The organism is Frigoribacterium salinisoli, assembly GCF_054781095.1.
In genome coordinates this window covers 200,002-219,147 of the sequence record NZ_BAAGVB010000005.1, presented here as the reverse complement: position 1 = coordinate 219,147, position 19,146 = coordinate 200,002, and the positions used below count along the sequence as shown (strand labels likewise).

Annotated in this window: 16 protein-coding genes and 1 tRNA gene; 12 read left to right on the top strand and 5 right to left on the bottom strand. The window is 74.2% G+C overall.

Features of this window, described 5'->3' with window-relative positions:
• The first annotated feature begins 54 nt into the window (after positions 1-54).
• The 3 genes from ACYVHQ_RS12605 to ACYVHQ_RS12595 all read left to right on the top strand — a co-directional run bounded on the left by ACYVHQ_RS12605 (position 55) and on the right by ACYVHQ_RS12595 (position 2,982).
• Positions 55-807, top strand: a complete 753-nt coding sequence (locus ACYVHQ_RS12605; protein WP_460513550.1) for an SDR family NAD(P)-dependent oxidoreductase — start codon at positions 55-57, stop codon at positions 805-807.
• A 145-nt stretch (positions 808-952) separates the two neighbouring features.
• Positions 953-1,849, top strand: a complete 897-nt coding sequence (locus ACYVHQ_RS12600; protein ID WP_460513548.1) for an alpha/beta fold hydrolase — start codon at positions 953-955, stop codon at positions 1,847-1,849.
• Between the two features lie 83 nt (positions 1,850-1,932).
• Entirely contained in the window at positions 1,933-2,982 is a 1,050-nt protein-coding gene (locus ACYVHQ_RS12595) for a lipoate--protein ligase family protein (RefSeq protein ID WP_460513547.1), read from the top strand.
• Positions 2,983-3,090: 108 nt separating this feature from the next.
• Here the strand turns inward: ACYVHQ_RS12595 and ACYVHQ_RS12590 are convergent, their stop codons facing one another.
• Complete coding sequence (locus ACYVHQ_RS12590; RefSeq protein WP_460513545.1) at positions 3,091-3,375, bottom strand: GNAT family N-acetyltransferase; 285 nt, start codon at positions 3,373-3,375, stop codon at positions 3,091-3,093.
• 55 nt (positions 3,376-3,430) lie between these two features.
• On the opposite strand from ACYVHQ_RS12590, the gene ACYVHQ_RS12585 reads away from it, so the two are divergent.
• The 3 genes from ACYVHQ_RS12585 to ACYVHQ_RS12575 all read left to right on the top strand — a co-directional run bounded on the left by ACYVHQ_RS12585 (position 3,431) and on the right by ACYVHQ_RS12575 (position 6,253).
• Entirely contained in the window at positions 3,431-4,300 is an 870-nt protein-coding gene (locus tag ACYVHQ_RS12585; protein WP_460513543.1) for a DNA-methyltransferase, read from the top strand.
• 10 nt (positions 4,301-4,310) lie between these two features.
• Positions 4,311-5,156 (top strand): M15 family metallopeptidase, encoded by an 846-nt coding sequence (locus ACYVHQ_RS12580; RefSeq protein WP_460513542.1) that lies wholly within the window; start codon positions 4,311-4,313, stop codon positions 5,154-5,156.
• Positions 5,157-5,359: 203 nt separating this feature from the next.
• Positions 5,360-6,253: a hypothetical protein gene (locus ACYVHQ_RS12575; RefSeq protein ID WP_460513540.1), complete on the top strand. Its 894-nt coding sequence runs from the start codon at positions 5,360-5,362 to the stop codon at positions 6,251-6,253.
• A gap of 88 nt (positions 6,254-6,341) precedes the next feature.
• Here the strand turns inward: ACYVHQ_RS12575 and pgm are convergent, their stop codons facing one another.
• Positions 6,342-7,961, bottom strand: coding sequence for a phosphoglucomutase (alpha-D-glucose-1,6-bisphosphate-dependent) (gene pgm / locus ACYVHQ_RS12570; RefSeq protein ID WP_460513539.1), 1,620 nt, complete (start codon positions 7,959-7,961; stop codon positions 6,342-6,344).
• A 64-nt stretch (positions 7,962-8,025) separates the two neighbouring features.
• Between pgm and pheA the strand changes: the two genes are divergently transcribed.
• Positions 8,026-8,970, top strand: coding sequence for a prephenate dehydratase (gene pheA / locus ACYVHQ_RS12565; RefSeq protein ID WP_460513537.1), 945 nt, complete (start codon positions 8,026-8,028; stop codon positions 8,968-8,970).
• 126 nt (positions 8,971-9,096) lie between these two features.
• On the opposite strand, the gene ACYVHQ_RS12560 is transcribed toward pheA, so the two are convergent.
• The gene (locus tag ACYVHQ_RS12560) at positions 9,097-10,122 is read right to left on the bottom strand and encodes a diacylglycerol/lipid kinase family protein (RefSeq protein WP_460513535.1); all 1,026 of its coding nucleotides are present in this window, start codon (positions 10,120-10,122) and stop codon (positions 9,097-9,099) included.
• A 123-nt stretch (positions 10,123-10,245) separates the two neighbouring features.
• On the opposite strand from ACYVHQ_RS12560, the gene serS reads away from it, so the two are divergent.
• The 3 genes from serS to ACYVHQ_RS12545 all read left to right on the top strand — a co-directional run bounded on the left by serS (position 10,246) and on the right by ACYVHQ_RS12545 (position 12,965).
• Positions 10,246-11,511: a serine--tRNA ligase gene (serS, locus tag ACYVHQ_RS12555; RefSeq protein ID WP_460513533.1), complete on the top strand. Its 1,266-nt coding sequence runs from the start codon at positions 10,246-10,248 to the stop codon at positions 11,509-11,511.
• A complete protein-coding gene (locus ACYVHQ_RS12550) occupies positions 11,508-12,347 on the top strand; it encodes an HAD family hydrolase (protein WP_460513532.1) in 840 nt (279 codons plus the stop codon). The genes serS and ACYVHQ_RS12550 overlap by 4 nt, the downstream gene beginning before the upstream one ends.
• Positions 12,348-12,880: 533 nt before the next feature.
• A tRNA-Ser gene (locus ACYVHQ_RS12545) sits at positions 12,881-12,965 on the top strand.
• Positions 12,966-13,071: 106 nt separating this feature from the next.
• Here ACYVHQ_RS12545 and ACYVHQ_RS12540 read toward each other — a convergent pair.
• Together ACYVHQ_RS12540 and ACYVHQ_RS12535 are read right to left on the bottom strand one after the other, a co-directional pair.
• Positions 13,072-14,211 (bottom strand): COG1470 family protein, encoded by a 1,140-nt coding sequence (locus ACYVHQ_RS12540; protein WP_460513530.1) that lies wholly within the window; start codon positions 14,209-14,211, stop codon positions 13,072-13,074.
• An 86-nt stretch (positions 14,212-14,297) separates the two neighbouring features.
• Positions 14,298-16,151 carry an alkaline phosphatase gene (locus ACYVHQ_RS12535; RefSeq protein ID WP_460513528.1) on the bottom strand — a complete coding sequence of 618 codons (1,854 nt, stop codon included), beginning with the start codon at positions 16,149-16,151 and terminating at the stop codon, positions 14,298-14,300.
• Positions 16,152-16,397: 246 nt separating this feature from the next.
• On the opposite strand from ACYVHQ_RS12535, the gene ACYVHQ_RS12530 reads away from it, so the two are divergent.
• Together ACYVHQ_RS12530 and ACYVHQ_RS12525 are read left to right on the top strand one after the other, a co-directional pair.
• Positions 16,398-17,504 (top strand): glycoside hydrolase family 6 protein, encoded by a 1,107-nt coding sequence (locus tag ACYVHQ_RS12530; protein ID WP_460513527.1) that lies wholly within the window; start codon positions 16,398-16,400, stop codon positions 17,502-17,504.
• Positions 17,505-17,689: 185 nt separating this feature from the next.
• Positions 17,690-19,105 carry an LCP family protein gene (locus ACYVHQ_RS12525; RefSeq protein ID WP_460513525.1) on the top strand — a complete coding sequence of 472 codons (1,416 nt, stop codon included), beginning with the start codon at positions 17,690-17,692 and terminating at the stop codon, positions 19,103-19,105.
• The last annotated feature ends 41 nt before the right edge of the window (positions 19,106-19,146 follow it).

Genomic DNA, 19,146 nt, shown 5'->3' with positions numbered 1-19,146 from the left:
CGGTCCCGGCCCGACAGCCCGGGCCGCGGGGCGGCCCCCAGGAGAGGAGCCATCATGGCCAGGTTCACCGACAAGACCGCCATCGTCACGGGCGGCGGCAGCGGCATCGGCGCCGCGATCTCGAAGGCGCTCGCTGCCGAGGGCGCGTCCGTCGTCGTCACCGACATCGCGCTCGACGCCGCGAAGGGCGTCGTCGACGAGATCGTCGCCGCGGGCGGCACCGCCACCGCCTTCGAGCAGAACACGGCGAAGGCCGCCGACAGCGAGGCCGCCGTGCAGCACGCCGTCGACACCTACGGCGCCCTGCACCTCGCGGTCAACAACGCCGGCATCGGCGCCGCGCCCCAGGACATCGGCGAGTACGACGTCGAGGCGTGGGACCGCGTGCGCTCCGTCGACCTCGACGGCGTCTTCTACGGCCTGCGGTACCAGCTGCCCGCCATGGTCACGGCCGGCGGCGGCGCGATCGTGAACATGAGCAGCGTGCTCGGCTCGGTCGGCATCGCGCAGAACGCCGCCTACGTGGCGAGCAAGCACGCGCTCGTCGGCCTGACCAAGGTCGCGGCCCTCGAGTACACGGCCCGCGGCGTGCGCACGAACGCGGTCGGACCCGGCTTCATCGACACGCCGCTCGTGCGCTCCTCGCTCAGCGACGACCAGCTCACCGCGCTCGAGCAGCAGCACGCGACCGGCCGCCTCGGCACCGACGCCGAGGTCGCGGCCCTCGTGCTGTTCCTGCTCAGCGACGACGCGTCGTTCATCTCGGGCAGCTACCACCTCGTCGACGGCGGCTACAGCGCGCACTGACGCGCGACCCGCACCGACGCGGGGCAGGAGGCGCGGGCCGGGCCGGCTCCGCGCCTCCTGCCCGCCACGGGGCCGGCCGGGGGCCGTGCCCAGCCCGCACCGTCCCGACCGTGCGCCGGCGACCGGCGCCTGGGATCATGGACGCGTGCCCACCTTCAGCGCTGCCCGAGCCGACCACGAGTTCCGCGACGCCTGGGGCGTCACGATCCACTGGTACGTGTGGCGGGCGGCCAAGCCCCGCGGCGTCGTCCAGCTCGTGCACGGCGTCGGCGAGCACGCCCTCCGCTACGAGCAGGTCGCCCAGGGCCTCGTGCGGGCGGGCTACACCGTCTACGCGGACGACCACCGAGGCCACGGCGCCACCGGCCTCGAGCAGTGGGGCGGCGACGCCTCCCGGCTCGGCCGGCTCGGCCCCGGCGGGCTGCGCGCCGCCATCGACGGCGTCGAGGCCTTCGCCGACCTCGTGAGGGCCGAGGAGCCCGGGCTCCCCTTCGGGGTGATCGCCCAGTCGTGGGGCTCGCTCATGGTCCAGAAGCTGCTCGACGAGCGGCCCGACCTCTGGGACGCCGTCGTGCTCACCGGCACCGCGTACCGCATGCCCGGCAGCATGGACGCCGGCGACCTCAACCGGCGGCACGTCCAGCCCGGCGGCACCGGCTTCGAGTGGGTGAGCCGGGACCCGGCCGTGCACCGGGCCATGGCCGACGACCCGCTCGTCGTCGACGCGAAGGTCCTGGCGCTGTTCGGCCTCGCCGACACGCTGCGCCTCGTCGGACGGCCCCGTCGCCGCTACCGCCACGACGTGCCCGTCTCCCTCGTCGTCGGCAGCGACGACGTGCTCGGCGGGGAGCGCAGTGCCGTGAAGCTCGCCAGGGCCTACGTCTCGCGGTCGGGGCTCACCGACGTCGAGGTGCGCGTCCACACCGGAGCCCGGCACGACGTGCTGCACGAGACGAACGCCGACGAGGTGCTCGCCGACATCGTGCACTGGCTCGACCTGCGGCTCGGCGCCGTGGCGGGCGCGACGGCCGCGGACGGCTGACGCCGGGCCTCCTGCCGGACGCGTGCCCCGGGGCGAGGTCGGCCGGGCCCGCCGTCGTCGGCGCTCGGACGTAGGCTGCTCGCATGCACGGTGAGTACAAGGTCCCCGGGGGCAAGCTGGTCGTCGTCGACCTCGACGTGGAGGACGGCCGCCTCGCGCGGTTCCGCCTGGCGGGCGACTTCTTCCTCGAGCCCGACGACGCCCTCGAGGCGATCGACCGGGCCGTCAACGGCCTGCCGTCGGGCGCCGACTCGGCGACCATCGTGCGCGCGATCACGGCGGGGCTGCCCGAGGGCACCACGATGCTCGGCGTCACCGCCGAGGCGATCGCCGTCGCGATCCGGCGCTCGCTCACCCGCGCGACCGACTGGCGCGACCACGACTGGCAGATCGTGCACGACGCACCGGTGTCGCCCAACCTGCACCTCGCGCTCGACCAGGTGCTCACCGAAGAGGTCGGCGCGGGCCGCCGCGGGCCGACCCTCCGCTTCTGGGAATGGGACTCGCCCGCCGTCGTCATCGGCAGCTTCCAGTCGCTGCGCAACGAGGTCGACCTCGAGGCCGCCGAGCGGGAGGGGTTCGAGGTCGTGCGCCGCATCAGCGGCGGGGGCGCCATGTTCATGGACGCCCAGTCGATCGTCACCTACTCGCTCTACGCCCCCGGCGACCTCGTGCAGGGCATGAGCTTCGCCGAGTCCTACGCCTACCTCGACGAGTGGGTCATCGAGGGCCTGCGCTCGCTCGGCGTCGACGCCTTCTACCAGCCGCTCAACGACATCACGAGCAGCAAGGGCAAGATCGGCGGGGCCGCCCAGAAGCGCCTCGGCAACGGGGCCCTGCTGCACCACGCCACCATGAGCTACGACATGGACGGCGAGAAGATGGTCCAGGTGCTGCGCATCGGCCGCGAGAAGATGAGCGACAAGGGCACGACGAGCGCCGCCAAGCGCGTCGACCCGCTGCGCAGCCAGACCGGACTGCCCCGCGCCGAGGTCATCGAACGGCTCAAGCAGACCTTCGCCGCCCGCTACGGGGCGACGCCCGGCACCGTCACCGCCGACGAGCTCGCGGCGGCCGAGGCGCTCGTGGCCTCGAAGTTCTCGACGCCGGAGTGGCTGCGCCGGGTGCCCTGAGGCGTCCGGCGGGAGCGCCCGCGGGGCGGGGGCGCCGCCGGGCGAGTGCGCCCGCCGGGCGGGAGCGCCGCCGGGCGGGAGCGCCGCCGGGCGGGGGCGCCGCCGGGATCAGCGGCGCAGGAGCTCCTGGTAGTCGGGGTGGTCGTCGACGAAGTCGGCGACGAAGGGGCAGAGCGGGACGACCCGCAGGTCGGTGGACTCGCGCACGTCGTCGAGCGCGGCCTGCACGAGCCGGGCCCCGCGGCCCTTCGTGCGGTGCTCGGGCGAGACCTCGGTGTGCGTGAACCGGATCTCGTCGTCCGTGCGCTCGTACTCGGCGACGCCGCGCACCTCGCCGTCCTCGACGAGCTCGTAGCGCTGGCGGGTGGTGTCGTTGCGGACCTCTTCAGACATCGTCCGAGGCTACGCCCGGTCCCTCCGTGGCTTCCGGGACCGGCAGGATGGGGGGATGCCCCTCGACTGGACCCGCGCCTCCGGCGACCTCGTGGTCCACGGCGAGGCGCTCGCCGCGACGTCCGCCCTGCCCGACGGCGCCTTCACCGTCGTGTACCTCGACCCCCCGTTCAACACGGGTCGCAGCCAGACCCGCTGGACGACGACGTCCGTCCGCACGACCGAAGGGGCCGACACCGGTCGAGCCGGTTTCAAGGGCGTCTCGTACGAGCGGCTGCGCGGCGACCTCATGCGCTACGACGACCGCTTCGAGGACTACTGGTCGTTCCTCGAGCCGCGCCTGGTCGAGGCCTGGCGCCTGCTCGGCCCCGAGGGCACGCTCTACCTGCACCTCGACTACCGCGAGGCCCACTACGCCAAGGTGCTGCTCGACGCGCTCTTCGGGCGCGAGTCGTTCCTCAACGAGATCATCTGGGCCTACGACTACGGCGCGAAGAGCCGCCGCCGGTGGCCGACGAAGCACGAGACGATCCTCGTCTACGTCAAGGACCGCGACCGGTACCACTTCGACAGCGAGGCCGTCGACCGTGAGCCGTACATGGCCCCCGGCCTCGTGACGCCCGAGAAGGCCGCCCGGGGCAAGCTGCCCACCGACGTCTGGTGGCACACCATCGTGTCGCCCACGGGCCGCGAGAAGACGGGGTACCCGACGCAGAAGCCCGAGGGCGTGCTGCGCCGCATCGTGCAGGCGTCGAGCCGCGAGGGCGACTGGGTGCTCGACTTCTTCGCCGGCAGCGGCACGCTCGGCGCGGTCGCTGCCGCCCTCGGGCGTCGCTACGTGCTCGTCGACAGCAACGCCGAGGCCGTCGAGGTCATGCGCCGGCGCCTGCCCTCGGCCGAGGTCGTCGTCCTGCCGGAGGGCTAGGCTCGCCGCGATGTCGCACCGTCACGCCCGACCCTCCTCCGCCCGCCCCCGGCGTGCCGTCGTCGTCGCCCTGCTCGCCCTGACCGGAGTCGTGCTCGCCGGCTGCACGGGCCCCGCGCCCGAGCCGGACGGGACCGCCCGCGCGACCGCGACCTCCGGCGCGACCCCCGCCCCCCGCCCGACGCCGACCGCCACGGAGGCCCCCACGACGCCCACGCCGAGCACCCCGCCGACCGCGCCCGCCTTCGACAAGGGGGCCCTCTCGATCGACGACCCGACCAGCCTGTGGGTCGTGAGCGACAAGGCGCGCCCGCTCTCGCCCGTCGACCACGCCCCGAGCGACCTCGTGACCATGGACGTCGCCTCGCAGAACCCGCCCGTGCTGCGCCGCGAGGCCGCCGACGCGGTGCTCGCGATGTTCGCGGCGGGGGAGGCCGAGGGCGCGGGGGCGTTCCAGGTGCAGAGCGCCTACCGGTCGTACGACACGCAGGTCCGCGTCTACGACGGCTGGGTCGCCCAGCTCGGGCAGGAGGCCGCGGACCGGACGAGCGCGCGCCCCGGCACGAGCGAGCACCAGACCGGGCTCGCCCTCGACATCAGCCCCGTGCCGCTGTCGTGCGTGCTCCAGGCCTGCTTCGGCGAGACGCCGCAGGGGCGCTGGCTCGCGGCGGAGTCGTGGCGCTTCGGGTTCGTGCTGCGGTACCCCGAGGGCTCCACGGCGATCACGGGCTACGAGTACGAGCCCTGGCACTTCCGGTACGTGGGCGTGCCGCTCGCGACCGAGCTGCACCGGACCGGCACCGCCACCCTCGAGGAGTTCTTCGACCTGCCGGCCGCGCCCGACTACCCGGGCTGAGCCCCGAGCTCGTGCTCGGGCTCGTGCTCGTGCTCGTGCTCTGTCGTGGTCACCGTCCGGAGGCGGGGGCGCGTCCCCACGGCCGGGGCTCGTCGCTCGGTGGGCGGGTCCGTCGTCGCCGGGCATCCGTGACGGCCCGGGAACGACGGACCCGCCCGAGCTGGGGGCCGCGGTGCGCCACCGTGGCTCCTAGGCTTCTCGACATGGAGCAGCACCGACGGTGGACCGTGCCCGCCGTGGCCGCGCTGCTGCTGCTCGTGCTCGGCCTCGGCGGCTCGGCGCTGCTGTGGTCCCTGCCGGCCGTGAGGCAGTCGTTCCCCGGCGTCCTGTTCGCGCTCCTCCTGCCGCCCGTGACGATCGCGGCCGCGGTCGTCCTGATAGTCCGTGCCGTGCAGGAGGCACGCTCGGCCCACGGCGAGCACCGCCGGTCCCAGGGGCGCTTCACCGCCGTCGAGCTCGCGCAGCGCGCCAGCGCGGACGAGGGGCACCGCGCCTGGGCCGCCGCCCGCGAGCTGCGCGCCGGCCTCGCCCGCCGCGAGGTGCCGCCTGCCCTGCAGGTCTGGGACGTCGTGCCCGAACCGGGCGAGGTCTTCTTCTACGACCTGACCGTCGACCACGAGCGCTGGTACGGCCAGGTCGTCGCGTACCCGCAGGGCGGCGGCCTCTACCTCGGCCCGCCCGCGTTCGTGCTCGCAGGGCTCGCCCTCAGCAGCGTGGTGCGGTCGAACGCACGTCGTACGGCGGAGGCCCGGGCCGCGGTCCAGTGGCGCGACCAGGAGAGGGTGCGGGTGCTCGTGTCGAACACGCGCCTCGTCTGCCTGGTGCGCGGCGAATGGGTCTCGTTCGCGTACTCGGCCATGTCGGCGGTGCACCCCGAGGTCTCGGAGTGGACGCTCGTCTGCCAGTTCCACGGCCCCGCCGCGCCCCTGCGGCTCCGCGGCAACGGGGTGCCGTTGATCGCCGTCCTGGCGGTCTTCGCCACGCACGGCCTCGACGCGGTCGTGGCGCACCCGAGCCTCGCCGCCCTCGGCGCGGTGACGTCGAGCGGGCCCGCGTCGCGGTCGCGGTCGACGGACGTCTCGGGCGCGACGGACTGACGACGGACCGACGACGGAGGCGGCCGCCCAGCACGCTGGACGACCGCCTCCTGTCGGACCCTCGAGGTCGGCGCGGATGCGCCCCCGGTCAGTCGCCGAGCGCGGCGTCGACGATCTGCTTGGCCTCGGCCTGCACGCGGCGCAGGTGCTCGGGGCCCTCGAACGACTCGGCGTAGATCTTGTAGACGTCTTCCGTGCCGCTCGGGCGGGCCGCGAACCAGGCTTTCTCGGTGACGACCTTCAGGCCGCCGACCGCGGCGCCGTTGCCGGGCGCCTCGGAGAGCTTCGCGACGATGGGGTCGCCGGCGAGCTCGGTGGCCGTGATGTCGTCGCCGCTGAGCTTGCCGAGGCGCGCCTTCTGTTCCTTCGACGCGGGGGCGTCGACGCGCTCGTAGACGGGGTCGCCGAACTGCTCGACGAGCTCCGCGTAGCGCTGCGACGGCGTCTTGCCCGTCACGGCGAGGATCTCGGCGGCGAGCAGGGCCAGCAGGATGCCGTCCTTGTCGGTGGTCCAGACGGTGCCGTCCTTGCGGAGGAAGGACGCTCCCGCGCTCTCCTCGCCGCCGAACGCGACCGAGCCGTCGACGAGGCCGGGCACGAACCACTTGAAGCCGACCGGGACCTCCCACAGGCGTCGCCCGTGCGACGCGACGACCTGGTCGATGATGCTCGACGACACGAGCGTCTTGCCGATGGCCGCCTCGGCGCCCCAGCCGGGACGGTGCGTCACGAGGTAGTCGATCGCGACGGCGAGGTAGTGGTTGGGGTTCATGAGGCCGCCGTCGGGGGTGACGATGCCGTGCCGGTCGGCGTCGGCGTCGTTGCCCGTGAGCACGTCGAACTCGTCCTTGCGGTGCACGACGCTCGCCATGGCCGACGCGCTCGACGGGTCCATGCGGATCTTGCCGTCCCAGTCGAGGGTCATGAAGCGCCAGGTGGGGTCGACGCTCGGGTTGGCGACCGTGAGGTCGAGGTCGTAGACGTCGCGGATCGCGCCCCAGTAGGCGACGCTCGCCCCGCCCAGGGGATCGGCGCCGATCTTCACGCCGGCCTCACGGATCGCCTCGATGTCGATGACGTTCGCCAGGTCGGCCACGTAGCCGCGCAGGAAGTCGTGCCGCCCGGGGCTGCCGTCGCCGCGCTTCACGTCGACGTTGCCGGCGGCGATGATCTCGTTCGCCCGCGACGCGATCCAGCTCGTGGCGTCGCTGTCGGCAGGGCCGCCGTGCGGCGGGTTGTACTTGAAGCCGCCGTCGCGGGGCGGGTTGTGGCTCGGCGTCACGACGATGCCGTCGGCCTTGTCGGCGTTCGCCGGGTCGGCGTTGTAGACCAGCACGGCGTGGCTCAGGGCGGGCGTGGGCACGTAGCCGCCGTCGGCGTCGGCGAGCACGTGGACGCCGTTGCCCGCGAGCACCTCGAGGGCCGTGCGCTCGGCAGGGCCGCTCAGGGCGTGCGTGTCGCGCCCGATGAACAGCGGACCGGTGATGCCCTGCCCGGCGCGGTACTCGACGATCGCCTGCGTGATCGCCGCGATGTGGGTGTCGTTGAACGCCGAGTCGAGCGACGACCCGCGGTGCCCGGAGGTGCCGAAGACGACCTTCTGGTCGGGGTGCGTCACGTCGGGCACGAGGTCGTAGTACGCGGCCACGACCTCGGTGACGTCGATGAGGTCCGTGTCCTGGGCGGGTGTTCCGGCGCGATCGGTCATGGTGTCATCCTGGCACCGGCCACCCCGCCGCGTCCCAGGATCCACAGCCCCTAGGCTCGTGCCCATGCCAGTGGAGGAGACCTCGCGCACCTACAGCTACCTCGGGCCCGCCGGCACGTTCACCGAGGCCGCCCTCAAGCAGGTGCCGGAGGCCCGCGGAGCCGAGTGGCGCAGCGTCGCCAACGTGGGCGAGGCGCTCGCCGACGTCGTCTCGGGCCGCAGCACCGCCGCCATGATCGCCATCGAGAACAGCGTCGAGGGCGGGGTGAGCGCGACGCAGGACGCCCTCGCGCGCATCCCGGGCCTGCGCATCATCGGCGAGCACCTCGTCCCCGTCGACTTCGTGCTCGTGGCCCGTCCCGGCACGACCCTCGCCGACGTGCGCGTCGTCAACGCGCACCCCGTCGCCTACGGCCAGACGCACCACTGGCTCGAGCGCAACCTGCCCGGGCACGGGCACATCCCGGCCGCGTCGAACGTCGCCGCGGCCGCGTCGCTGCTCGCCGACGACGGCTCGTTGGCCGACGCCGCCGTCGCCCCGCCCGGCATCACCGCGCACCACGACGTCGAGGTGCTGGCCTCGGGCATCGGCGACAACCCCAACGCCGTCACGCGCTTCGTGCTCGTCAGCCGCACCGTGCCCGTGCCGCCGGCGACGGGTGCCGACAAGACGAGCCTCATCGTCGAGCTGCCCGACGACCGGTCCGGCTCGCTCGTCGACCTGCTCGAGCAGTTCGCGACCCGCGGCATCGTGCTCAGCCTCATCCAGTCGCGACCGATCGGCGACGAGCTCGGGCGGTACCGCTTCGTCATCGACCTCGAGGGGCACGTGCTCGACGAACGCGTCGCCGACGCCCTGCTCGGCCTCAAGCGGTTCAGCCCGGCCGTGACGTTCCTCGGCTCCTACCCCCGGGCCGACGGGCGGCCCGCGTCGGTGACGCACCGCTACGACGACGCCGCCTTCGTCGAGGCCCGCGACTGGCTGCGCGACATCGTCAGCGGGGCCTGAGCGCAGGAGGCGCACGCGGCCCCGCGGGCAAGCGGCGTCACCGGCGCGGGCAGGCAGGAGGCGCACCGGGCCGGGACGGGGCGGGCCGGGCCCGGCGCACCCCGGCCGCGTGCGACTCCTGCGCGGTCAGGCGTCCTGGGGCAGGCGCACCGTGAGCGCGCCGGGGTCGACGACGGCGCGGAGCGCGACGGCCTTGCCGACCGAGTCGCCGTCGATCTCGAAGTCCTGCGGGGACTCGAGGCGCACGACGAGCTTCTTGCCCTTGGTGTAGCGCAGCGTGCGGATCTCGCGCTGGTTCGCCGCGAGGAGGCGGCGGCCCACCTGGCTGCGGCGCAGGATCCCGTTCTCCCAGATGATCTTCGTCGTGATCTGCAGCCAGCCGAAGAAGCCCTCGGGGCGCAGCGCGACGATGTCGAACTCGCCGTCGTCGACCGCCGCCTCGGGGAGCAGCATGATGTTCGCCGGCAGCAGCCCGCAGTTGCCGATGATCATGGTGTGGGCTCGCATCGACTTGCGGCCGCCGTCGTCGAGCTCGTAGCGCAGCTCGATCTTGTTGTCGTCGCGCAGCGCCCGCACGATGGCGTCGACGTAGGCGAGCCAGCCCACGCGCTTCTTGAGCTCGTCGTTCGTGTTGGCGAGCATCTTCGCGTCGAGCCCGACGCCGGCCATCACCACGAAGGCCTTGGTCTCGCGCGAACCGTCCTCGCGCTCGATGTCGACGATGCCCAGGTCGATGTCGCGGTCGGCACCGTTGAACGCCGTCGAGACCGAGTCGTCGAGGTTGTCGAGCGACAGGTCGAGGTTGCGGGCGAGCAGGTTGCCGGTGCCCGAGGGCAGCAGGCCGAGCGCCGTGCTCGAGCCGCGCAGGGCCTCGGCGACCGCCCGGACCGTGCCGTCGCCGCCGGCCGCGATGACGACGTCGGCGCCGTCCTCCAGGGCCTGCCGGGTGACGCCGCCGCCCGGGTCCTCCTCGCTCGTCTCGTACCACCGCGTCTCGTGCCAGCCGGCCTCAGCCTCGTGCTTCGCCACGGAGGCCTTCACGGCGTCGAGGTCGACCTTGATGGGGTTGTAGACGACGGCGGCCCGCGAGCGGCCGGTGCCCGTCGAGGGTGACGAGTCGTGCCCGGTCTGCGGGTCGGAGGAAGAGGTCATGGGGCGAGCGTAGCGATCGGGCGGGCCCCAGGCCCTGTGCCGCGGTCTCCTCCACAGGGGCCGGGTCGCTCACGGGCCGGGGGAGGACATCCGCCGTCCACCCGACCTCCTTAGGATGGTCGCGTGATCGATCCCCAGCTGCTCCGCGACGACCCCGACCGCATCAAGGCGAGCCAGCGTGCGCGGGGCGACTCCGAGGCGCTCGTCGACGAGGCCGTGTCGGCCGACGCCGAGCGCCGGGCGGCCATCACGGCCTTCGAGGCCCTCCGCGCCGAGCAGAACGCCTTCGGCAAGACGGTGGCGAAGGCCCCGAAGGACGAGAAGGCGGCCCTCGTCGCCCAGGCGCAAGAGCTGGCCGGCCGCGTCAAGGCGGCGCAGGCCGCCTCCGGCGAGGCCGAGGCCGCGTTCGACCGCGCCGTGCGCGCCATCGGCAACGTCGTCGTCGACGGCGTCCCCGCGGGCGGGGAGGAGAACTTCACCACACTGCGGCAGCACGGCACGCGCCCCGCCTTCGACTTCGAGCCCCTCGACCACGCCGACCTGGGCGAGTCGCTCGGCGCCATCGACATCAAGCGCGGCACGAAGGTGTCGGGCTCGCGCTTCTACTTCCTCCGCGGGGTCGGCGCCCGGCTCGAGATCGGGCTCATGAACATGGCGCTCGACCTGGCCGTGCAGAACGACTTCACGCCGCTCGTCACCCCGACCCTCGTCCGCCCCGAGGTCATGGGCGGCACCGGGTACCTCGGCTCGCACGCCGACGAGGTCTACCACCTGCCCGCCGACGACCTCTACCTCACGGGCACGAGCGAGGTCGCGCTCGCCGGGTACCACGCCGACGAGATCCTCGACGTCGACGAGGCACCGATCCGCTACGCAGGATGGTCGACCTGCTACCGGCGCGAGGCCGGTGCGGCGGGCAAGGACAACCGCGGGATCCTGCGGGTCCACCAGTTCAACAAGCTCGAGATGTTCAGCTACGTGCACCCCGACCGGGCCGAGCAGGAGCACGAGGCGCTCGTCGGCCTGCAGGAGCAGATGCTGCAGGCGATGGAGCTCGAGTACCGCGTCATCGACGTCGCCGCGGGCGACCTCGGCTCGAGCGCCGCGCGCAAGTTCGACATCGAGGCCTGGGTGCCGACGCAGGGCACCTACCGCGAGCTCACCTCGACCTCGAACTGCACCACGTACCAGGCCCGTCGCCTCGACACCCGGTACCGCACCGAGAGCGGCAGGACCGCCCCCGTCGCGACGCTCAACGGCACGCTCGCCACGACCCGCTGGCTCGTCGCGATCCTCGAGACGCACCAGCAGGCCGACGGCTCGGTCGTGGTGCCCGAGGCGCTGCGGCCCTACGTCGGCGGCCTCGAGGTCCTGGAGCCCGTCGCGTGACCGGCGCCGCCGCCGCCCGGCCGGCACCCCTCGCCGACGACGAGCGCTGGCTCGTCGCCCTCGACGTCGACGGCACGATCATGCTCGAGACCGGCACCATCAGCGACGCCGTCGCCGACCAGATCGTGCGCCTCGACGACGAGGGCCACGCCGTGATGATCGCCACCGGGCGCAGTGTCGCCATGACCCTGCCCGTCATGGAGCGCCTCGGCCTCACGTCCGAGTACGTCGTCTGCGCCAACGGGGCCATCACGCTGCAGCGCGACGAGTCCGCGCCCACCGGCTACCGGCAGCTGCACGTCGAGCAGTTCGACCCGACCGAGGTGCTCACCACGATCCGCGAGCACCTCGCCGACAGCAGCTACGCCGTCGAGGACGGCGACGGGGTCATGCGCTACCACGGCCCCTTCCCCGAGGCGGCCCTCGCCGCGAACGCCGAGCAGGTCGAGTTCGAGCAGCTGCTCGCCCAGCCCGCGACGCGCGTCGTCGTGCTCTCGCCCGAGCACGGCATCGACGAGTTCCTCGAGATCGTCGAGCGCATGGGGCTCTCGAAGGTGAACTACAACGTCGGCTGGACCAGCTGGCTCGACATCGCCCCCGACGGCATCACCAAGGCCACCGCCCTCGAGCGGGTGCGCGAGCACCTCGGCATCGACCGCGAGAGGGTCTTCGCGTGCGGCGACGGACGCAACGACGTCGACATGCTGCGCTGGGCCGCCGCGGGCGGACGCGGCGTCGCCATGGGCCAGGCCCCGGACGACGTCGTCGAGGTCGCCAACGAGCGCACCGCCAGCGACCTCGACGACGGCCTCGCCGCGGCGCTCGCGACGCTGTAGCGCGCCGTTCGCGCGCCGGGCGCCGGGCGCTTGGCGCTGGGCGCCCGCGTCGGTGCCCGGCGTCGGCGCTCGTGCGGGTCCGGCACCCGGGGCTGGCACCCGGGACCCGGGGTCTGCGGCCAGTACGGACTGTGCACCGCGAAGGGTGCTCGGCACCGTGAACGTCTGCGGTGCCGAGCGCACGTCGTGGTGCCGACGGTGCTCGTGGTCGGTGGGGCGTGGTGTGCGGGCCGGCGAACCAGCCTCCTGGTGCCGAACCAGGCAGATGGGCGGTGCCCGAGCAGGTCGGTGGTTCGGCGGGCGGTGCCGGTGGCGTCCGTGGTCGGTGGGGCGTGGTGTGCGGGCCGGCGAACCAGCCTCCTGCTGCCGAACCAGGCAGATGGGTGGTGCCCGAGCAGGTCGGTGGTTCGGCGGGCGGTGCCGACGGCGTCCGCGGCCGGTGGGGCGTGGCGTGCAGGCGCGAGGGGACCCGTGGCGGTGGCGGGGCCTCCGGGTACACTCGGGGCGGGCGCCGGCCCAGGGGCGGCGCACCGGGAGGGCTGTCCGAGCGGCCGATGGAGCTTGTCTTGAAAACAAGTGGGCAGAGATGTCTCGTGGGTTCGAATCCCACGCCCTCCGCAGCAGGACGCGGCACGGCGCGCCGGGTGCCCGCGGCACGGGTCGAGGGACGTGACGCGGCGTGGCCCGTCCGCGTCACGTCCCTTCTACCGCGCCATGCCGCTACCTAGGCGCCAGCGCCTCCGCCAGCGCCTCCGCCAGCACCCTCGCCGACGCCGGCCGCCCCGACGCCGGCCGCCCCGACGCCGGCAGCCGCGCCGCCGGCCGCGCCGCCGCCGGCCGCCGCGGTGCGCGCACCCCGCCGGCGCCGCGCCCGCACCGCGAGCAGCACCACGACGGCCGCGACGAGCAGGACGAGCGCCAGGCCCGTCCACGACAGTGCGAGGCCGGCCAGGTCGGCGCTCGCCGCGTCGGCTCCGGGCAGGGCGTCGTCGCCGACGGCGAGCGGCGACACGGTGAGGTCGCCGGCGAGCAGGACGCTCGGGGCGGCGGGCAGCTCGACGGTCTGCGTCGCGCTCTCGCCGGGCAGCAGTTCGCGGGGCTCGCCGGAGCCGGTGGTCGCGCCCAGGCCGAAGAAGCCTCCTGTGCTCACGGTCGGCGACGCCGCGACCCGGACGTTGCCCTCGTTGGCGACGTCGTAGCTGACGCGGGCGGTGCCCGGGGCGAACGGCACGAGCGAGGGCTCGTAGCTGGTGCGCACGTCGGTGACGGCGAGCTGGGGAGCGACCTCGCCGGCGACCCGCAGGTGCAGGCGCACGCCGAGGCGGTTCGAGACGGTGACCTCGTCGCCGCTCGTGACGCCGGCCGTGATGCCGACGGGGTGGTCGCCGGGGGTGGCGTCCGCGGGCACCGTCACGGTGACGGGCAGGACGCGCGTCTCGCCGGGCTCCAGCGCGAGGGTGCCGCCGGGCTCGAGACCGCCCAGCGCGACCCACGTGCCGGGGCCGCCCGGGGACTCCTGCGCGGGGGCGACGTCGAAGGCGCCGGACGCTCCGGTGCGTCCGTCGCCCGCCTCGACGACGAACGTCTCGGCGGTGCCGCCGAGGTTGGTGACGGCGACGTGGTCGTCGACGCTGGTGCCCGGGTCGAGCTCGTGCCGCAGCGAGATGCGGTCGTCGGGGCCGTCGGCGTCGGCGGGCCCGAGCGTCCACTCGCTGGCCGGCGCCGGGGCGGCGGTCGCGTCGGGCGCACCGGCGACGGCGAGCGGTCCCGCCAGGAGGGCGGTCGCGACGACGGCGAGGCGCAAGGACGACGGGACGCCCGCCAGGAGGCTCGGGCGGGCGGACGAGGACGGTGCGGCGGGCATGGTGCTCCGGGATCTGTGCGGCAGGAGGCGGTGGGGAGGAGGGGAGGGCGGGGCGCCACGGTCACCGGGACGCCCCGCCCGGGCGATCAGTCCTCGGGGAAGACCGTGAGGACGATCGAGCTGCCGTAGCGACCGGCGGCGGCGTCGGCGGGCGTGCGCAGCTCGAGGTCGGCGCCGATCACGGTCGAGCCGACCCGGCTGACGCGGTCGGACTGGGCGAGCGCCGCGGCCTGCTCGAGCGTCGCGCGGGGCCCGGGGACGGCACCGTTCTCGCTCGAGACGATCGCGGGCTCCCAGGACAGGTTCTCGGCGCCGATGGTGCGGTTGCCCGCCCGGAACTCGGCGGCGCTGCCGGACGCGGTCCAGCCCTCGCCCTTGGCCTGCACCTCCGAGCGCGTGTCGCGCACGGTCACCTGCGGCAGCTCGCCGCGCAGGGCGCCCTCGCCGGCGACCTGGAAGGCCACCGGTGCCTCGCCGCGGGCGACGCTCATGCTGAGCGCCCCGGTGGCGGCGGAAGGCACGGGCACCGTGGCCTCGAGGCCGGCCGCGTCGTCGCCCTCGGGCTGCGCGTGGCCCAGGAAGTCGAAGATGCTCTCACCGATGGCGGTGTTGTCGAGGTAGGCGCCGCGCACCTGGTCCCACGACGTGGCGCGCTGGGTGAAGACGTCCGAGCCGGCGCCCTTCGCGAAGAACGGCACGAGCTGGTTGGTGTGTCCGCCCGAGTGCCACGACACGTCGGGGAGCTGGCCCTTCTCGCCGGTCAGCGGCGTCCAGGTGGGGTCGGAACCGGGGCCGGCCAGGTAGCCGGTCTCGTGGTCCGCGGTGACGACGACGAGCGTCTCGTCCCACGAGCTGTTCTGCTCGACCCACGCGTCGACGCTCTCGACGGCCTCGTTGAAGGCGATCTGCTCCTCCACGACGCGCGTGGTCTGGTTGGCGTGGCCGGCCCAGTCGACGGCTCCGCTCTCGACCATGAGGAAGAAGCCCTCCTCCTGCTGCTCGAGCACGTTGATGGCGCCCTCGGTCATCGTGCTCAGCGCAGGGACGTCGTTGGCGCGGTCCGTGAAGGGCAGCACGTCGTCGTTCGCCATGCCCGGGCGGTTGTACTGGAGCGTCTCGGCGACCTGCGCGAGGCCGAAGACCTTCTCGGGGGCGTCGTCGGTCGTGGCGAGGTCCTCGAAGGACTGCTTCGCGTCGAGGTAGGTGAAGTCGGTGCGGCCCTGGCTCACGCGGTCGAAGTCGGCCTGCGAGATCCACGTGTCGTTCGACGAGCGGCTCGTGTGCGCGTCGGTGAAGTTGGGGTGCCCGCCGCCCATGATGACGTCGGTGCCGCTGTCGATCATCTCGGTCGCGAGGCCCTGGTAGTCGTTGCGGCTCGCGTTGTGCGCGACGAAGCCGGCCGGGGTGGCGTGGTTGAAGGGGACGCTCGTGACGACGCCCGTCGCCTTGCCGACGGCCTTCGCCTGCTCGCCGACCGTGAGCAGGCGCTCGCCGTCGGGGCCGAAGCCGATGGTGCCGTTCTTCGTCTTGACGCCGGTGCCCAGCGCGGTCGCGGCAGCGGCGCTGTCGGTGGCGCCCGAGGCGACCTGGCGGAAGGAGCCCCAGGCGTCCTCGGTGACGTAGCTGCCGGTGGAGGAGAAGTGCGACTGCGCGACCTGGACCGGCCAGCTCTCGTAGACCTGGCTCGCCGTGCCGGGGACGCGCTCGACGACGCCCGTGGCCGGGTCGACGCCGACCTGGCCGTAGCTGGTCCCCGACTCGTAGAGGCTCGCGGCGTCGAACTGGGCGTAGCCGCCTCCGTCCGAGATCATGAGGATGATGTTCTTCGGTCCGGTGGGCGTCGCGGCCGTGGCGGACGCGGCCGCGAGCGGGCTCGCGACGAGTCCGAGGCCGAGGACGGCGCTCCCGGCGATGAGCGCCGGCCTGCGTCGTGCTGTCATGGAGGTCTCCCTGGGTCGTGATCGAGGTGATCGGGGTGGCCGTCCGGGCGAGCGCCCGAGCGACGCCCCCCAGGCTGGGGGCGCGAGGTGTCCCCTGGACGGGGGTGGGGTGACCGGGAGGTGAACCGTACGATCCGGTTCGTTCACCGGGGGGAGGCTAGACAGGTCCGTCCCTCGAAGGGGGGCTCGGCGGGGCGCGGCCGAGGTGCTGGACTCGACGGGTCTCCTCCAGGAAGGACCCGTGCCGTGCCCCGCTCCTCACCAGGGCGTGCGTCGCTCGGCGTCGTCGCCGCGCTCGCCGTCGCCCTCCTCGCCCCGCCCGCCACCAGCGCCGCCGCAGCCGTCCCGCCCGCCTCCGCCACCAGCGGCTCGGCTGCCGCCGCCACGGCCACCACCACCACCTCGCTCGCCCCCGTCGCCCAGCCCGTCACGGGCGCGGCCGGGATCGCCGCCAACGCGGCACGCATCAGGGCCGCGTCGCCGTCCCAGGTCTTCGCGGGCGGTCCCCACGTGCAGGCGGACGGCGTCGCCGCGAAGGCCGCGACCCAGCTCGCCGCCGCGGGCCGCACGAGCGAGGCGGAGGCCGCGCGCACGATCGCCCGGTACCCCGTCGCGATCTGGCTGGGCGGCTGGTACGACGACGCGATGCTCGTGAGGACGATCCAGCGCACCCTGGCCGCGGCCGAGCGCACGGGCACGACGCCCGTGTTCGTCACCTACGACATCCCCGGCCGGGACTGCGGTGGCTACTCCGGGGGCGGGCAGGTCGACGCGGCTGCGTACCTGGCCCGCAACCAGCTCGTCGCCTCGACGCTCGCCGGGCACCGCGCCGTCGTGGTGGTCGAGCCCGACGCGCTCGGGCACCTCTCGAACTGTCCCGCGCTCGCCGTGAGCCGTGAGGCGACGCTGGCCGCGGCCGTGACGGCCTTCACGGCGGCGGGGGTGCCCAGCTACCTCGACGCCGGCAACGAGAACTGGGTGAAGCCGGCGGTCATGGCCGAGCGGCTGCGCGCCGCGGGCGTGGACCGGGCCCGCGGCTTCTCGACGAACGTCTCGAACTACTACGCGCTCGCGGGGGAGCGCGCCTACGGCGACGCCCTGTCACGGCTCACAGGAGGCGCGCGCTACGTCGTCGACACCTCGCGCAACGCCCGGGGCTGGCTGGGCACCTGGTGCAACGCCGTGGGCGCGGGGCTGGGCGCGCCCCCTGCCGCCAGCGACGGCGCGACCGCGTTCGACGCGCAGCTGTGGATCAAGACGCCGGGCGCCAGCGACGGACCCTGCAACGGCGGTCCCGCGGCCGGCAGGTGGTTCCCCGCGTACGCCGTCGCGCTCGTGCGGGACCGGGCGTGAGCCTCCTGGCGTCGGACCGGGCGTGAGCCTCCTGTCGGAGGACCCGCAGCGCGTTCCCGGGCCGCGCTGCCTATGATCGTCTCCTGCCCGTGCACCGAGCAGCTCGCCGCCCGTCGCGACGAGGGCCCCGCCAGGGTCCCGGTCCGCCGAGGCGCGAGACGCTGCCGACGACCGAGAGGACCTGCGTGACCGACCCCCGCGAGCCGTCCCGCCGATCCCTCCGCGAGGCCGAGGCCACGTCGAGCCGGTCCCCGCGCAGGAGGCGCGCCGAGGCCGTCGACGCCCCGGTCGCCCCCGGCACGCCCCCGGTCGGCGGGGCCCGCCACGGACGGTCTCGGCGCGGACGCACCGTCGGCACCGTGGGGCGCGTCGTCGCGGCGTCGCTCGCGGTGGTGCTCGTCAGCGGCGCCTCGCTGGGCGCGATCGCCGCGTGGCAGGTGCGCAGCGACCTCGGCGACGGGGTCGAGCTGCAGGCCGCTCAGGGCGCGACGACCGAGTCGGCGCCGCCGTCGATCGGGGAGTACGAGGGCGGGTTCAACATCCTCGTCGTGGGCACGGACAACGACGAGTCGCAAGACGTCGGGGCGTTCGGGCAGCGCGACGCGACGCTCAACGACGTCAACATCCTCCTGCACGTGTCGGAGGACCACACCAACGCCACCGCGGTGAGCATCCCGCGCGACATGGTCGTGCCGATCCCCGCCTGCGCGAAGGAGGACGGCTCCGGCTACCACGACGCCATGGCCGCCCGCCCCATCAACGAGGCCTGGTCGTACGGCGGGCTCAGCTGCGTCGCCTCGACCGTCTCGGAGCTCACGGGCCTCGACGTGCCCTTCGCCGGCATGATCTCGTTCGACGGGGTCATCGAGATGTCGAACGCGGTCGGCGGCGTGCCCGTGTGCGCCGCGACCCCCATCCGCGACCGGTACACGGGTCTCGACATCCCCGCCGGCGAGAGCGTGCTCTCGGGCGCCGACGCCCTGGCGTTCCTCCGCACCCGGCACGGCGTCGGCGACGGCTCCGACCTGGGGCGCATCAGCAGCCAGCAGGTCTACCTGTCGTCGCTGCTGCGCACGATGAAGAGCGCCGACACCCTGAGCAACCCGACGAGGCTCTACTCGCTGGCCCGCGCGGCGGCGAGCAACATGCAGCTGTCGTCGAACCTGACGAACCTCGACACCATGGTGCAGATCGGGCTCGCGCTGCGCGACCTGCCGCTCGAGTCCGTCAACTTCGTGCAGTACCCCGGCACGACCGACGGCTACGGCGTCTACGCGGGCAAGGTGCAGCCCGACGAGGTCGTCGCGACGCAGCTCTTCGACGCGATCCGCGAGGACCGCCCCTTCACGCTCGCCGAGGGGAGCACGGGCCTCGGCGCGGAGCTCGCGTCGCCGGGCGAGGGCGACGGCGCCGGTGTGGGCGAGCAGCCCTCCGCCGAGGCGCCCGAGGCGCCCGCCTCCGAGGCCCCTGCCGCGCCCGACGCGTCGGCGGAGCCGACCGGGCCGGCCACGCCGGACGCAGGCACGCCCCCCGAGGTCATCTCGGGGCTCGAGGGCCAGACGGCCGCCGACCAGACCTGCTCGACGGCGTTCGGCAGCTGACGAGCGCAGGAGGTCGCGGTCGCGTCGGCCGGGCACGATCC